Genomic DNA, 15,287 nt, shown 5'->3' with positions numbered 1-15,287 from the left:
ACGATAATCATTATTCTACCCGATAATGATTTACCGATACATTATTAAGGAGGACACTCACAATGAAGGAATTTATGGATAAGGATTTCCTGCTCTCCAACGAAACTGCAAAAAAACTGTTCCACGAATATGCGGAACAAATGCCGATTGTCGATTATCACTGCCACATAAACCCGGCGGAAATTGCGCAAAACCGCAAATTTGAAAACATTACACAAGTCTGGCTCGGCGGCGACCATTACAAATGGAGAATGATGCGCTCCAACGGCGTCGATGAGAAATATATTACCGGCGACGGAAGCGACCGCGAAAAATTCCAGGCTTACGCCGAATCCCTGACAAAGGCAATCGGCAACCCGCTGTACCACTGGACTCACCTGGAACTGAAAAAGTATTTCGGTTACAATGGCGTTCTGAACGGGGATACCGCAGAAGAGGTCTGGAACCTTTGCAATGAAAAGCTAAAATCGGATGCCCTGAGTGTACGCGGCATTATTGATCAGTCCAAGGTCACCCTGATCTGCACCACAGACGACCCGGTGGACACACTGGAATACCACAAGCAGATTCAGTCCGACTCGTCCTGCAAAGTGAAGGTAGTTCCCGCATGGCGCCCCGACAAAGCCATGAATATTGAAAAGGACACCTTTGCCGCTTATATGGACAAGCTGGCGGAGGTTTCCGGCGTCACCATTTCGAAATTTGACGATGTTTGCAAAGCGCTGAGCAATCGGCTGGATTATTTTGAAAAAATGGGCTGCAAAGCTTCCGACCACGGCCTGAACGAGGTTATTTACGCCCCCGCTTCCAAAGAAAAACTGAATCAAATTCTGGAAGCCGGTCTTGCCGGAAAAGCGCTTTCCGCGCAGGAAGTGGACGAATACAAATATGCGGTACTGATTTTCCTTGCACACGAGTATGCCAAACGCGGCTGGGTCATGCAGTTCCATTACGGCACCGCACGCGACACCAACACCTTAATGTTCAACAAGCTCGGCCCGGACACCGGCTTTGACTGCATTTCTCCGGAAATGGGCGGCAAAGGACTTTACAAGCTGCTCGACGTGCTGAATCAGGAAAACAGCCTTCCGAAGACCATTCTCTATTCCCTGAATCCGAATGACAACGCTTACCTTGATACCGTGATCGGATGCTTCCAGGGCACCGAGGCAGCGGGCAAGATCCAGCACGGCGCTGCCTGGTGGTTCAATGACACCAAGAACGGCATGATCGATCAGCTCACCAGCCTTGCCAGCCTTTCCGTACTTGGCAATTTCGTGGGTATGCTGACCGATTCCCGCAGCTTCCTTTCCTATACCCGTCATGAGTATTTCCGCCGCATCCTCTGCAACCTGATCGGCACTTGGGTGGAAAACGGCGAATACCCCTGCGACATGAAAGCGCTTGGGCAAATGGTTCAGGATATTTCCTATAATAATGCGATCCGCTATTTCGGATTTTCCGTCTGATGGAAAACAGTTAGCGACAGGAACTTTGCTTTTTCATTCCGGAGAAACCACCACAGTAGGAAGTTCTGTCCAGCGAGTGTGTGCAAACGGGTAACGGCTTTCCCGGAGCCGTAGGCCGGGTGCTTCCGATAAATTTATACAACAGAAGACTTCACGCCAGTTTAAATTTCACAAGGCGAAGCAGTAAAAAGCAATCATCTTGTCTCATCAAAATAAGGGTACCGCGAAATGAATTTAGATTCATTTCGCGGTACCTCTTTTTTAATTCACATTTTACCGCAAGCAACGCGGAAAAATTTCGCCTTATGCCGCAAGCTTTTTGACTCTGGCGTGCGCCGTAAGGTCGGTATAAAGTTCAGAAGCATAGGGGTTGCGCCCTGTCTTCGCAATATGAACAATCATATAAACAAAGACCGCTGCATTCGCAAGCAGCGCCAAAAGGCTTACCACAAAAAGCGCCGTGGTATCCGGCGAAGCTGAGGCAACTGTGTAGATGCCAGGGGCGGCGTTCATGGTGTATCCGTCCGGAGCAAGTAGCCCCTGTATTACCGCCTCCTGCGCGATGGAATGGCTGGCCGCGGACTGCACCATCCAGTGGCTCGCGTCCTGGAAAGAAGGGAACGTTTGCGCAAACATGCACCACAAAGCCAGGGTTTGCGCACGGTGCTGCAGCCATGCACCCTTCCCCACGGTGAACGCACACAGAGTTGGTGCCAAAAGCAGCGCCAGGCCACAGTACCACGCATGGGTCGGCAGGCAGTTGTAGGTATACGCAAAATTCCAAAGGTCATACGCAATAATCCAGAACCAAAGCATATCCGGCCACAGCATGTCGCGGCTTTTATCCTTTTCGGTCACGGTACGGATGCAGATACCGAACCAGCCGGTAATGGTAAGAATGTTAAGGATGCCGGCAATTCCGTTCATATAGTTCCATGAGCCGCCAATGTAGTACTGGATTTGGTTATTGGCATATTCAACCACCGGGGTGGTGTACTGGCCAACCTGAAAGTCGCGTACAACCGCCTCGCAGATATTAATGGCGAGGATGAGTGGAGGAAAACATAAGGCAATCTTATTTTTAGACAGCCCCTTTACATGACGGATACACCAGAAACCGATGCAGCCCGCCGTTGAGGAATAAACCTTTGCCAAGTGGAACCAGTCCATGTAAGCACTGCCGCGAAAAGCGGTCAGCCACAGTACTGTCAGTACAACGGGCAGAATGACAAAGAAGCTGAACCCAACCCATTTAAAGCGGCGGCCCACCTCGTTGAGCACAAAGAGGCTGACGAACACACAAAGCCAGACAAGGAGTACCAATACGGTGGGAATGCCTTCATAAAATACAAACATAGAAGATTCCTCCTTATTATATGCGCTGCCGGTTTACCGGCAGACGAGTTCCTTGACAATCATATCGTTGCCCTCGAGGATTTCCAGATTCTGCCCGCTGCAGTCCGGGCAGCGAAGGTCATTTGCCGCGGCATTGAACACCAGCCCGCAATCCCGGCATTTCACAATTCCCGGTACCGTGACCAGCTCAAGCGCAGTCTTTTCCATAAAAGTTTTATAAACGGCGGCAGGATAGCACTGCTCAATATAGCGTGGGACTATTCCGGAAAGCTCCCCGACCTCGATGACGATTTTTTCGACCTCGGTAAGTCCTTCCTCGGTTACGATTTTTTCTATGGTATGAACCAACGAGCTGAGAATGCCCAATTCATGCATGGAATCATCCCTTCCCAAGCCGTTCTTTCACCGAGGTGACCACAATTTTTCCGCTGCGCTGGATGGCGTTGGCCGCAATTTTAAAGGGAAGTTTTTCATATGTATCGGGAACGGAATGATAGCGGCGTTCCAAGCGGATTGCATCAAACCGGCACTTCGTCGTACACATTCCGCACCCCACGCACATGTAGCTATCTACCTGAACCGCGCCGCAGCCAAGGCAGCGCTCGGTTTCCTTTTTCAGCTGTTCTTCCGTAAAGGTAAGCCGATCATCCGCAAAGCGGTCTTTTTTCGCTGAGGAATGGCTGGCTTTCTGACGGGGCGTGTTGTCAAAGCTGAGGAGCGGTACGGCAAGATTAGACTTGTCAAAAGCGTGATAATTCCGCCGGTCACGGCCCAGGGTCAGCGTCTGGCCGGGCTGTACAAAGCGGTGAATCGAAATCGCGCCCTCTTTTCCAGCGGCAATGGCGTGGATGGCAAATTTAGGTCCGGTTAAGCAGTCGCCGCCCACAAAAACATCCGGTTCGTCCGTCTGGAGGGTCAGGCTGTCGGCCTTTGCTGTGCCGCCCCGATTCAGCTGCACCCGGCTTCCTTCCAGTAAGCTTCCCCATTGAATGGACTGCCCGATGGACAGCAGCACGGTGTCCGCCGGAACAATCTTGGTGTCCTGCTCATCGTATTTCGGAGCAAAGCGATGCTCTCCGTCAAACACGGAAACGCAGCGCTTAAACTCTACACCGGTGACTTTTCCGTTCTCCGTAAGAATCCGTTTTGGCCCCCAGCCGTTGTGGAATGCAACGGAGTCCCGCTCCGCTTCTTCAATCTCTTCATCAAGCGCAGGCATTTCCTCCCGGCTTTCCAGGCAGTACAGAGCAACGGACTCTGCGTCTTCCCGCACCGCAGTGCGCGCAACGTCGATGGCTACGTTGCCGCCGCCGATGACGACGACTTTTCCCGAAAGCTTTACGGCGTGCCCAAGGTTGACTTCACGCAGAAAATCAACACCGGAAATAACGCCCTGCGCGTCCTCCCCGTCGATTCCAAGTCTGCGTCCGCCCTGCGCACCGATGGCAAGATAGAACGCTTCGTAGCCTTGACGGCGCAGTTCGTCCAGGGTAACGTCCCGGCCAACTTCAAGTCCGGTTTTAAACTCAACGCCCATTTGGCGCAGCACATCAATCTCGGCGTTTAACACATCCTTTTCAAGCCGGAAAGAAGGAATGCCCAGCGCGAGCATTCCGCCTAATTTTTTCTGTTTTTCAAATACCGTCACATGATACCCGTCAATCGCAAGGTAGTAGGCACAGGAAAGCCCAGCCGGGCCGGCTCCTACAATCGCGACCTTGTTGCCCAGATGGTAACGCATGGGCGGAATATACCGTACGGCGCTGTCTAATTCCCGGTCTGCGATAAACTTTTTAATTTCGTCGATGGCAATCGGCTCGTCAATATCGCCTCTGGTGCACTCACTTTCGCAGCCGTGCGGGCAAATGCGGCCGCAGACAGCAGGAAACGGGTTCTCCTTTTTAATCAGCTCCAGCGCTTCGCGATAGCGGCCCTGCGCCGCCAGCTTGATGTATCCCTGAACGGCAATGTGCGCTGGACAGGCGGTCTCGCAAGGAGACGTACCCTCTTCAGCGACATCCTCCCGGTTCTCACGGTAGTCTTTGTTCCAGTCCTTTTCGCGCCACACATGGTCCCGCGCGGTACGTTCTGCGCGCACCGGGAGAGGTTCCCTGGCGCAAAGCCGCCGCCCCAGTTTCAGCGCATTCGTCGGGCAGTTTTCAACGCATTGGCCGCAGGCCACGCACTTTTCCGCATCCACCACAGCACTGAAGTTGGAACGGATGGCATCCGGGGTTTTAAAAAGCGTTGCGATTCGCATGGAAAAGCAGGCGCAGCCGCAGCAGTTGCAGATTGCCGCAGATTCTCCCAGACCGTCTGTGTGGGGCATTTCATGCATTAGGCCATTGTCCTCGGCAAATTTTAAAATCTGCTCAACTTCCTCGCGGCTGACCTGCCGCCCGCGGCCGGTACGTATGTAATACTCCGCTCCGGTTCCCATTTGAATGCAGATCTCCTTTTCCAGATGACCGCAGCCCTCATTCAGCACCCGGCGGGACTGGCGGCAGGAGCAGTCCGACACGCTGAAGGTGTCATATTTGTCAAGATAGTAGGAAAGGCGTTCCCAAGGTTGGGTTTCCGGGAGATCTTTCACTGCGCTTTCCACCGGGATAACGCGCATCATGGCAAGTCCTTCTGGGAAAAGGGCCGCCATTGGGGCAAGCCGCCTGCGGGTGTATTCCTCAAATGCTTTGCCGATTTCAGGATGAGCCGCCAGCTGCTCGCGGTTATTCACCATCATTTCAAGCATACCGGGCGCAAAAATATTCACAAAGTAGCGGTCCCTGCCGTCTTCTTTGTCCGTCCAGACCTTACAAACGCCGGTTTCCGTCAGCTTTGCAAGCAGTGCAAGGGTTTCCTCTCGGGATTTGCCGCACTTCTCCACGATATATTCGAGCGTACGCGGCTGCCGCAGCCCGATTGCGAGCGCAACATCGGCCATGTCGTCCGTAACAACGGCGTTCAGGGCATAATACTCGGGAGCGTTCTCGTCAATCTTATTCATCATGCCGGCAACGCCGCCCACCATTTTCGCCAGTTTCACAATTTTCGGCCTTAGTTCTGCCATGTTATCGCTTTCCTTCCCTCCAATAGTTTTCAAAACCGGTTTACGGTTTTTGCCATGCGGTTACCTCATTGCAAAGCCAGTCGGTCCACGCATCGATTCCCTCACCCGTGCGCGCACAGACCGGGATGATTTTCGCCGCGGGATTGCGCATCCGGATGTTGGCGGCGCAGCGTTCCATGTCGAAATCAAAATACGGAAGAACATCGATTTTATTAATCAGGACCACGTCACACACGGAAAAAATCAGCGGGTATTTGAGCGGCTTGTCGTCGCCCTCCGGTACGGAGAGTATCATCGCCTTTTTGACCGCGCCGGTATCGAATTCCGCCGGGCACACAAGATTGCCGACGTTTTCCAGAATGGCCAGCTCCACGTCATTGGTTCCAAGCGCCTCCAGCCCCTGCCGGGTCATTTCCGCGTCAAGGTGGCACATGCCGCCTGTATGCAGCTGAATGACCTTCGCGCCAAAGCCTTCAATCGTTCTCGCATCTACGTCCGAATCAATATCCGCTTCCATTATGCCAATTTTCAGCTTTCCGTTCAGGGATTCAATGGTGCGGGAAAGCAGCGTCGTTTTTCCTGCGCCCGGGCTGGACATCAGGTTCAGCAGAAAGACCCCTTGTGTTTTCAGTTCCTGCCTGAGCTGCTCCGCTCGTCGGTCATTGTCCGCGAAAACGCTCTGCCGGACCTGAAGCACTTTAAATCCGTTCATAGTTTCTTGTTCACGCTCCCATCTTGTGAAGAATTCGTTTTGGTATGCCCGGAACTGTGGACAGGCCAAATAATTTTTATTGCTTTACATTTGTTGACAACATTATAACAAGTACACATAATATCGCAATAATCTCAGCTAAAAATTATGCTTATACACAAAAACCAACTCTTGATTTCAGTAAAGCTGTATGGTAAAATATGTCTGGTTTTGGTCATACCACAGCCAAAGGGGACGTTTCCATGGAATTCAAAAAGCTTAGTGCTCCCAGCTTAAAGGAACTGTTTGTTCGCCAGATTCGTGAAAACATTCTGTCCGGGCAGCTTTCGATTGGCACACAGCTTCCGACGGAACGGGAAATTGCACAGCAAATGCAGGTAAGCCGCACCGTGGTTAACAGCGGCCTTACGGAACTGGAACGGCAGGGCTTTCTTGAAATACGCCCGCGGCAAGGCGTTTTTGTGGCTGATTATGGTCGTAACGGCAACATCAGCACGCTGAATGCCATTATGGAATATCACAGTGAAACGCTTGGCCGCGATGAAATCCGCTCCATTTTAGAGGTTCGCAGGGCACTCGAACACTTGGCCACGGATGCCGCCATAGAAGCGGCTACCGACGAGGACATGGACCGTCTTCAGCAACTTGTGGCAAATGTGGAAACGGCCGGCTCGGTGGATGAAACCATCGAGGCCGCTTTTGCTTTCCACCATGAACTAGCCGTTGTGGGTAACAACAGCATTCTGCCACTCATCTACGTCTCATTTAAACCCGTTGTCACCCAGCTCTGGCTGCGGTTTTGCCGGCGCTTTGGAACGGACGCCCTTTCCGACAACACGCGTTCCCTCGCGGACTGCGTCTTTGCGCGCGACCGGGAAGCTGCCCGGCGCTGCACGGACGAGCATCTTGATAGCGCCATCCACGGATGCCAACAGATTTACTAAGGAACTCATTATTCCAAGAAATCCATAGATACCAAGGAATCATTGTTCCATGGGATCATCGGTTCCTTGGAATCACAGGGAACAATTCAAAGTCGTAAAATGACCGGTCTTCACGGCTTATGAATTGTTTTATCCGTGGTTCCCTAGGGCAGCCGCGATTTGGTTTTCCGTACGGCGGCGGAATCAGTGGAACCGGGAAAACCCCAAAACATAGAAAGCCGGGGATTCCCCTGCTCTCTCTAGAAAGAGAGGCGGGAATCCCCGGCTTTCTATCCTTTTTATCCTTAAACTGCACCTCGGCGCCGGCGTTTTCATGCCGCGCGGAACTTTTCCAAGTCCATTAGAGGATGTGGTTTGCCTGAAGGTACTTGAGCAATTCCTCCGCCCCCTGAAACCGGTGGCCATGAAACCCTGCTTTTTCCGAACCATCAATATTCGTCTGCAGGTCATCAATAAACAGGCACTCGTCCGGAACCAGGTGGTACCGTTCGCACAGGCATTGGAAAATGGCAGGGTCCGGCTTGAGAAGCTTTTCCTTTGCCGAAACAAGGAACCCGTCAAAGTACCGGAACATTTCGACCTTGTTCTGATATTGGAAAAAACGCAGGCTGGTATTAGACAGCAAATAGATGGCGTAGCCGTTCTGCTTTAGGGCTTTGATGATTTCCGGCATCCCGCACATCGGCGTCAAATCAGAATGCCAGTTGTCCATCGCCTTTTGCACAGATGCGGCATATTGGGGAATTCTGGCGCTTACCTGCCGTACGGCGTCCTCCTCCGTGATGGTGCCCTCGTCGAGCTGCCGCCACTCTTCCCCCTGGAACAGTTCCTTCAGAACGGCGGCCGCAGCCGCCTCATCCGATGTAATCGTCTTCATGTACTCCTGCGGAGTGTATGCCAGCAAAACGTTTCCCATATCGAATACTATATTTTTTATCATAATTCCAACAGCCTTTCTAATCCAGTTTCTCCCGGAATTCTTTTGGTGTAACGCCTACCAGCTTTTTGAAAATCAAACTGAAGTAACGCTGATCCTTATATCCCACCTGATTGGCTACCTCGTAAATTTTCTCCTTTGGTCTTTTCAGAAGTTCGCAAGCTTTCTTAATCCGATAATAGGTCAAATAATCGCCGAACGTCTGCCCGACCTCGTTTTTAAACAGGCGGCTTAAATAACTTTCGCTGATGAAAAGACTGTCCGCCACGCTTTTCACGCTGATATCCTTCTGGTAGTTTAAGCTGATATGCTTTACCGCAAGCGCAACATAGTTGTTGTCTTTCTTTCCGTCCAGCAGGTACTCTTTAAATAACATAATGCGGCTGTCCGACATATCGTTCATTTTATTCTCTATTTTGTCGATACGCTGCTTATCACGCACCGCTTGGCACGTGTTTTTCAGCGCCGCATCCAGATCGTCGTCATCTATTGGTTTAATCAAATAATCACGGACCCCAAGTTTCACCGCCTGTCGGGCGTACTCAAATTCGCTGTAACCGGAGATAATCACGAACTCCGGCTTAATACCGTTCGACTTAACCTGCTCAATCATACGAATTCCGTCCAGGCCCGGCATACGAACGTCGGTAATAACAATATCGGGCCGGATGCGGCTGATTTCGCGGATCCCTTCCATGCCGTTAGAAGCTTCCCCCACAACTTCACAGCCATACTTCTGCCAATCCGTGGTCAAAATTAAGCCTTTCTTAACCAGAATCTCATCTTCAACGACTACTACTCGAATCATTTTCGGAACCCCCTACAGTTTCATTTCCAAGTGGTAAAGTTGAAAAAGGCATTGTAATCCGTGTGATGGTGCCAACATTCTCCTGGCTTTGAATATCCAGTCCGTAATCTTCGCCGTAGTACAGCTTGATCCGCTTATCTACGTTTGCAATGCCAATGCTGTCACTGTCGAGCGATTTTGCGTGAGCGGACTGCATAATCTGGTTCAGCTTTTCTTCGCTGATTCCCACGCCGTTGTCTTCTACCTCGAAAATAATTCGGTTTTCCTCGTGCCAGCCGCGAATGGCCAAATGCGCCTTCCCAATTTTGTCCTCAATTCCGTGGATAATCGCATTTTCCACAATCGGCTGAATAATGAACTTCGGGACATAACAGTCCATAATGTCGTCATGGACCTGAATGGAAACGTCGAACTTGTCGTCATATCGTATCTTTTGAATGGACAGGTAGCTTCCAACCAGTCCGATTTCCTCCGAAATCTGGACGGATTCTTTCTGATTTCGGATGCTGTATTTTAAAAGCTTTCCAAGCTGGGAAACAATCAGCACAATGTCGTCCACGCCGTTCAGTTTGGCAAGCCACTTGATGGAATCCAGTGTATTGTAAAGAAAATGAGGATTAATTTGGGAATACAGCGATTTCAGTTCTGCCAGGCGCAGCCGGTTCTGCTTTTCCAGATTCGTGGTAAACAGTTCGTTCAGGCGGTCGAGCATGGCATTTAAGCTCCGTCCAATATAGCCGAACTCATCGTCGTTATGTACATCAACACGCGCATCGGTGTCGCCGTTCTGAACCTTGTTCATCGTGTGGACAATCGTGTTCAAGGGTTTGGTCAGGCGGCGCACAAGCATAGGGGAAATCAGCACACACAAGATAATGGAACCCAGCGCAACCGCAATGGCGGTTTCCATAATGTAGTTGCTGTTGATGACCACCAGCTCAACCGGAACCGAGGAGATAACCCGAATCGGATAGTCACCCGCCGTTACGTCCCACGAGAGAATCTGTTTCGGTTTTTCCAAATAAATGTGTCTATTTTCCCCTGCCTGAAGCATTTGGTTGCGCAAATCCGTATTCAGAAAGCTTACGTTCTGGCTGCTGAATATTTCATCGTATAAAAAGTAGTTGTTTTCATCCACCACCGCATAGCGGACCGGAAGCGATACATTCACCGTATCCAGCGCGGTTTGGAATACATCCGACGGAATATCGATAATAGCGTACGCAATCACCTTACCGTCCTTCATAATACTGTTTGCCACTGCCATGCAATAGCTTTTTCCGCTTTTCGAAATATAATGATTCGAATAAGTGACCGTGCCGGGGGATGCATTCAGTTTGCGGAACACACCCCAATCGCTGTGGTTCCGAATATTATAAACATCCGGTATGTCGGAGGTGGACAGCTGAAATGACCCATCCGCCTTAATCAGATGCATCGCCACTTTGGTCGACTTGCCCGCCAGCAGAATGTACATCTTCTGGTAGATACTCGTTCGGTTTGCCTGGGTAATGGTCGAGCTGCTTACTTGATTGATCATGTCATCATCCGTACAGAAATAAGAAAGCGCGGACCGGTACTCCCCAATGACCCGATCCAGACTCACTGTTGCATTATGAACGGTTTTATACGACTGATCCTCCACGTTCCGCATGGAAACATTCGACGAAATGGTGTAAGTAAGCGTACCCAACACCACAACGGGAACAATGCTGATGACCGCAAAGCAAATAAAAAGCCGAGAGAAAAAACTGATTTTTCCCTTTCTTTCCGAGCGCATATCTTCACCCACTTAAAATTCATCAGCTCCATTATACAACGAGTCCGTGAATTTCAGGATTCCTCAACAGAAGCAAGGGGGGCGACTTGCTGTTCGCTCCCCTGCTCGAATGAAATTAAATTACGGAAACCTTTCCTTTGCTGACCCAGTTGAAGAGCAGCAGTGACAAAATTGTGGTGACCGTCAGAATTGACGCCAGCGCTGCAGCGGTTCCGAAACTAGAACGAACCACTTCGGTATAAATTGCAACCGAGATGGTTGCCGTTTTTCCGCTGTACAGCATAATGCTGGAGCTCAACTCGTTGATGGTGGTAATCCAGCTTAAGATTGCGCCGGACAAAACGCCGGGCGCCATCATTCTGGCTGTAATTTTGAAGAAAGTCTTCATTGGGGATACCCCAAGGTTAATGGAAGCCTCCTCAATGCTTGGGTCAATCTGATACAGCAACGCACTGCTGGAACGAATGGTATAAGGCATCTTGCGAATGACATAAGCGATGATCATGATAATGGCGGTGCCGGAAAGCATGAGCGGCTTCTTGTTAAAGGCAACCAGCATGCTGATACCAAGAACAGCGCCAGGAATAACATAAGGGAACATCAAAAGCAGATCCAGCGCACTGCTGATTTTGCTCTTCTTCTTTACCACAAGGTAAGAAAGAAGCATACCAAACACAATAATAATGACAATCGCAATGATGGCAAACAGGAACGTATTCGTAATATTTTTGGAAAGCTTGTAGAAGATTTTTTCATAGCTTTCCAAACCGAAGCCCTGCACGAAAATAGGTCCGTTGGTCTTGATGAAGGACGTTACAATAACAACAATCTGCGGCAAAAACGCGATCACAGCAACCAGCATGCAGAGTGCGGTCAGCAAAATCCGTTTGCCCTTGGTCAGTTGTTCCACAATCGGGGGACGAAGCGCCGTCATAACGTAATTCTTGCGCGCTACCACATATTTTTGAATCAGAAGGACGGCCGTGGAGCAGCAGATAATGACCACACTGAGCGCGCCGGCCATGTTGGCGTTGCCGCCCATTTCGCTCATGTACTCCTCATAAACAAGAACGGGAAGTACCTTGTAGCCTTCGCCAATCAGCATCGGGGTGCCGAAGTCTGCCAGGGACGACATAAATACCATAATCGCACCGGCGGCGAGGGTCGGCATAATAACCGGCATGGTAATGGTCAGAACTCGTTTCAGTTTGCTGGAGCCGAGGTTTTCAGCGGCTTCTTCCAAGGAACGATCGATGCTCGACATTGCTCCCGAAACATACAGGTAAACATACGGGAAAAATTTTAACGTAAACACCAGAACAATTCCGCCAAAGCCGTAAATCGGCGGGGTGGTAATGCCCATTTTGGCAAACAGATTTGTAATGAGGCCGTTTCTGCCAAGCAGCATAATCCAGGAATAGGCACCGATAAACGGAGGCGACATCAGCGACATGATGATCAGCATGTTGATGCACTTTTTCCAGTACACGTTAAAACGGGTAGTTATGTAGGCAAGGGGAACACCGAGCAAAACCGCAAAAATGGTAGAAAGGCCGGAAGTTGCAAGGCTGTTCCACAGGGTGCGGTAGTAATACGGCTTCGTAAAAAAGGTTTTATAAGATGCCAGAGTAAATCCGCCGTCGCTGTCAAGAAAGCTGTGAATGATAACGGAGAAAAATGGATAAACCAAAAATACAAGCAGCAACAGGAGGGAACCGTACTTTACAAAGTTCCAGAAATTAAAATATTTTGTAAGGTTTCTGCGGGGGGCACTTTCAGCGTTCATGAAAGCACCTCCGTTCCCTCTTCGTTAAATATGCTGACTTTTTCCGGATTAAAGCCCAGGTTCACTTTATGGCCAATTTCCCGGACAAAATCAATATCCTTTGTGTATTCGTTGGCCTGAATGATCTGCCCGTTTTTCAGTTTTACTTCATAGTTGGCAAAGTCACCAAGGAAGGTGTACATCTGAATTTCACCGGGCAGCCCGGATTCCCCGCTGTCGTTCATAATAAACTGTTCCGGGCGAACCGAAATCTTCACGCGGCCCTCATATTTTTTCTTCAGCTTGATCGAAAACTCAAACCCGGCATCCAGCTTAATGCGGGCAACTCCGTCGGGGCCAATCTGCTCGATTTTGCCATCCATGAAATTGGAAGTGCCGATGAACCCTGCAACAAAAGTATTCTGCGGCTTTTTGTAAATGGTTGCCGGCGTGTCGACCTGCATAATGCGGCCGGAGTTGATGATTGCAATCCGGTCGGAAATAGCAAGCGCTTCTTCCTGATCATGCGTAACATAGATGGTAGTGATATTCAAATCCCTTTGCAGCTTACGGATAATGGTACGCATCTGGACTCTCAGCTTAGCGTCCAAATTGGAAAGCGGTTCGTCCATCAGCAGAACACCAGGTTTAATGACGATTGCTCTGGCAAGGGCAACGCGCTGCTGCTGGCCGCCTGAAAGTTCGGACGGTTTTCTGTCCTTCAGATTCATAATCTGCACTAGGTCTAGGGCTTTCAATACCCTTGGCTCGATTTCACTTTTCGGTACTTTGCGTGCTTTCAGTCCATAAGCAACGTTGTCAAAAACCGTCATGTGTGGGAAAATGGCGTAGTTCTGGAACACCATTCCAATATCGCGCTTATAGGCTTCTATATTATTAATTACTTTGTCGTCAAAATAAATTTTTCCACCGTCAATTGTATTAAATCCTGCAATCATTCGAAGCAGTGTGGTTTTTCCGCAGCCCGAAGGACCCAGAAGAGTAAAAAATTCACCTTGTTTAATCTCACATGAAATATCGTTTACCGCAACAAAATCGTCGTACCGTTTCACTACGTTACAAATTTTTACACTATGGCTCAATCTGTTCAACCCCTTTTAACATACACTGTTGCACACGCGTTCGGCGGCGAGCATAGGCGCTGCCCGGTTTTGCCGTATGATAGAAAGCGTGCAGGCGCCCATATGCTTTTAACGCCTGCACGCGAACGGATCGCACGAAACTTATCGGGACCGTTTCAACACATTAATCAGCCGACAACGATCTCTTTCCACTTTTCCATAAGCTCTGTTTTCTGAGAGGAAGCCCATTTGAAATCGTAGTTTACCAGTTTCACATCCTTCATCGGCGGAAGTCCTTCCGGAACCTGGCTGTCCAGTCTTACGCCTCTTCTAGCAAAGTCGGTTGCCATCATGGTCTGGCATTCCTTGCTTAACACGAAGTTCATGAAGGTTTCGGCGTTTTCCTTGTTCTTGCAGCCCTTAACAAGTGCAATGCCATCCGGAACAGCGGAGGTACCTTCTGACGGATAGACAATGCCAACGTCTGCGCCGGCCTGAACATATTTAATCGCTTCTTTTTCCAAAGTCAAACCAACACTGTATTCGCCGTCGGAAACCTTCTTATAAACATCGCCGGAGGAGCCGAGGATCTTTCCGTCCAGGTTCGCAACAAACTTCTTCATAAAATCCCAGCCCTTGCCATCGTCCTTGCCGAACGCGGTCAGCATGGTGCACATAATGGTGTAGGAAGAACCGGATTTCGCCGGGTCCGCATAAGCGATTTTTCCTTTGAACTTCTCATTAATCAAATCGCCCCAGCCCTTCGGCACGTCGTTCTCGCCGACCAGCTTTTTGTTGTACATAATGACCATCGGTAGCGGGGATTCGCCGGTCCAAAGGCCGTCATCGCTGACATATTGCTTATCAATGTTGTCGATATCTTCGGGTGTAAACTTTTCAAAATACTTGCTGTACGCTGCAAGGGAGTCCGCTCCGCCGCCCCAGAACACATCGCATTGCGGGCTTTCGCTTTCGGCCTCGATGCGCTTCAACAGCTCGCCGGTTCCTGCGGCAACCAGGTCCACCGTAATACCGGTCTTTTCCTGAAATTCCTTAATGCCTGCATTCAGCGGATCCGCAGGATGTGGAGAATAAACCGTAACATGCTTGGAATTGGATGTCTGTGCCGATTGCGCTTCAGACGCCGCTTGGCTTTGTCCCTGCGATGATGCACTTTCGGAGCTGCCGCATCCGGAAAGCACGCCGGCAAGCATGGTTACTGCCAAAAGTGCGCTGACAAACTTTTTCATACACTCTGTCCCCTCTGTTAATAAAATTTTCGAATTCCGGGGTTCCATCCCCCGCGTTATCGTGTCTTAATTATTACATTCCAGCCGAGCAAATACAATGTGACGATCCTATACTTT

At 50.0% G+C, this 15,287-nt stretch carries 12 protein-coding genes; 2 read left to right on the top strand and 10 right to left on the bottom strand.

Translation table 11 applies throughout. The features are described 5' to 3' along the window. Positions 1-62 precede the first annotated feature (62 nt). Positions 63-1,469, top strand: a complete 1,407-nt coding sequence (gene uxaC, locus ACSVDI_RS03370) for a glucuronate isomerase (protein ID WP_457944738.1) — start codon at positions 63-65, stop codon at positions 1,467-1,469. A 303-nt stretch (positions 1,470-1,772) separates the two neighbouring features. Here uxaC and ACSVDI_RS03365 read toward each other — a convergent pair whose 3' ends face one another. From ACSVDI_RS03365 to hypB, 4 genes are read right to left on the bottom strand one after another with little or no spacing between them, the layout of a single operon-like run. After that, positions 1,773-2,825 (bottom strand): DUF5692 family protein, encoded by a 1,053-nt coding sequence (locus tag ACSVDI_RS03365; protein ID WP_457944736.1) that lies wholly within the window; start codon positions 2,823-2,825, stop codon positions 1,773-1,775. Between the two features lie 33 nt (positions 2,826-2,858). Then, positions 2,859-3,200: a hydrogenase maturation nickel metallochaperone HypA/HybF gene (locus ACSVDI_RS03360; RefSeq protein WP_457944735.1), complete on the bottom strand. Its 342-nt coding sequence runs from the start codon at positions 3,198-3,200 to the stop codon at positions 2,859-2,861. 4 nt (positions 3,201-3,204) lie between these two features. Beyond that, positions 3,205-5,892, bottom strand: coding sequence for an FAD-dependent oxidoreductase (locus ACSVDI_RS03355; RefSeq protein ID WP_457944733.1), 2,688 nt, complete (start codon positions 5,890-5,892; stop codon positions 3,205-3,207). Positions 5,893-5,932: 40 nt separating this feature from the next. Beyond that, the gene (gene hypB, locus ACSVDI_RS03350; RefSeq protein ID WP_457944731.1) at positions 5,933-6,604 is read right to left on the bottom strand and encodes a hydrogenase nickel incorporation protein HypB; all 672 of its coding nucleotides are present in this window, start codon (positions 6,602-6,604) and stop codon (positions 5,933-5,935) included. Between the two features lie 242 nt (positions 6,605-6,846). Here hypB and ACSVDI_RS03345 point away from each other — a divergent pair, with 242 nt between their 5' ends. Next, complete coding sequence (locus tag ACSVDI_RS03345) at positions 6,847-7,548, top strand: FadR/GntR family transcriptional regulator (protein ID WP_457944729.1); 702 nt, start codon at positions 6,847-6,849, stop codon at positions 7,546-7,548. A gap of 340 nt (positions 7,549-7,888) precedes the next feature. Here ACSVDI_RS03345 and ACSVDI_RS03340 read toward each other — a convergent pair whose 3' ends face one another. The 6 genes from ACSVDI_RS03340 to ACSVDI_RS03315 form a co-directional block, all read right to left on the bottom strand. Beyond that, the gene (locus tag ACSVDI_RS03340; RefSeq protein ID WP_457944728.1) at positions 7,889-8,488 is read right to left on the bottom strand and encodes an HAD family hydrolase; all 600 of its coding nucleotides are present in this window, start codon (positions 8,486-8,488) and stop codon (positions 7,889-7,891) included. Between the two features lie 16 nt (positions 8,489-8,504). Next, complete coding sequence (locus ACSVDI_RS03335; RefSeq protein WP_457944726.1) at positions 8,505-9,293, bottom strand: response regulator transcription factor; 789 nt, start codon at positions 9,291-9,293, stop codon at positions 8,505-8,507. After that, positions 9,271-11,073 (bottom strand): cache domain-containing sensor histidine kinase, encoded by a 1,803-nt coding sequence (locus ACSVDI_RS03330; RefSeq protein WP_457944724.1) that lies wholly within the window; start codon positions 11,071-11,073, stop codon positions 9,271-9,273. Before ACSVDI_RS03330 ends, ACSVDI_RS03335 begins: the two co-directional genes overlap by 23 nt. A gap of 115 nt (positions 11,074-11,188) precedes the next feature. After that, entirely contained in the window at positions 11,189-12,859 is a 1,671-nt protein-coding gene (locus ACSVDI_RS03325; protein ID WP_457944722.1) for an ABC transporter permease, read from the bottom strand. Next, positions 12,856-13,941, bottom strand: a complete 1,086-nt coding sequence (locus tag ACSVDI_RS03320) for an ABC transporter ATP-binding protein (protein ID WP_457944720.1) — start codon at positions 13,939-13,941, stop codon at positions 12,856-12,858. The genes ACSVDI_RS03325 and ACSVDI_RS03320 overlap by 4 nt, the downstream gene beginning before the upstream one ends. Positions 13,942-14,108: 167 nt before the next feature. Then, positions 14,109-15,170 carry an extracellular solute-binding protein gene (locus ACSVDI_RS03315; protein WP_457944718.1) on the bottom strand — a complete coding sequence of 354 codons (1,062 nt, stop codon included), beginning with the start codon at positions 15,168-15,170 and terminating at the stop codon, positions 14,109-14,111. Positions 15,171-15,287 lie beyond the last annotated feature (117 nt).

The organism is Caproiciproducens sp. LBM24188 (genome assembly GCF_054130445.1).
The sequence above is the reverse complement of the archived record's forward strand: the minus strand, read 5'-3'. Positions and strand labels throughout refer to the sequence as shown.

What these genes read in the sequence shown, in the direction of transcription:
- ACSVDI_RS03345 (WP_457944729.1), top strand. Translation starts at nt 6,847, where the DNA reads ATGGAATTCAAAAAGCTTAGTGCTCCCAGCTTAAAGGAACTGTTTGTT.
- ACSVDI_RS03315 (WP_457944718.1), bottom strand. Translation starts at nt 15,170, where the DNA reads ATGAAAAAGTTTGTCAGCGCACTTTTGGCAGTAACCATGCTTGCCGGC.
- ACSVDI_RS03340 (WP_457944728.1), bottom strand. Translation starts at nt 8,488, where the DNA reads ATGATAAAAAATATAGTATTCGATATGGGAAACGTTTTGCTGGCATAC.
- uxaC (WP_457944738.1), top strand. Translation starts at nt 63, where the DNA reads ATGAAGGAATTTATGGATAAGGATTTCCTGCTCTCCAACGAAACTGCA.
- ACSVDI_RS03325 (WP_457944722.1), bottom strand. Translation starts at nt 12,859, where the DNA reads ATGAACGCTGAAAGTGCCCCCCGCAGAAACCTTACAAAATATTTTAAT.
- ACSVDI_RS03355 (WP_457944733.1), bottom strand. Translation starts at nt 5,892, where the DNA reads ATGGCAGAACTAAGGCCGAAAATTGTGAAACTGGCGAAAATGGTGGGC.
- hypB (WP_457944731.1), bottom strand. Translation starts at nt 6,604, where the DNA reads ATGAACGGATTTAAAGTGCTTCAGGTCCGGCAGAGCGTTTTCGCGGAC.
- ACSVDI_RS03335 (WP_457944726.1), bottom strand. Translation starts at nt 9,293, where the DNA reads ATGATTCGAGTAGTAGTCGTTGAAGATGAGATTCTGGTTAAGAAAGGC.
- ACSVDI_RS03360 (WP_457944735.1), bottom strand. Translation starts at nt 3,200, where the DNA reads ATGCATGAATTGGGCATTCTCAGCTCGTTGGTTCATACCATAGAAAAA.
- ACSVDI_RS03330 (WP_457944724.1), bottom strand. Translation starts at nt 11,073, where the DNA reads ATGCGCTCGGAAAGAAAGGGAAAAATCAGTTTTTTCTCTCGGCTTTTT.
- ACSVDI_RS03365 (WP_457944736.1), bottom strand. Translation starts at nt 2,825, where the DNA reads ATGTTTGTATTTTATGAAGGCATTCCCACCGTATTGGTACTCCTTGTC.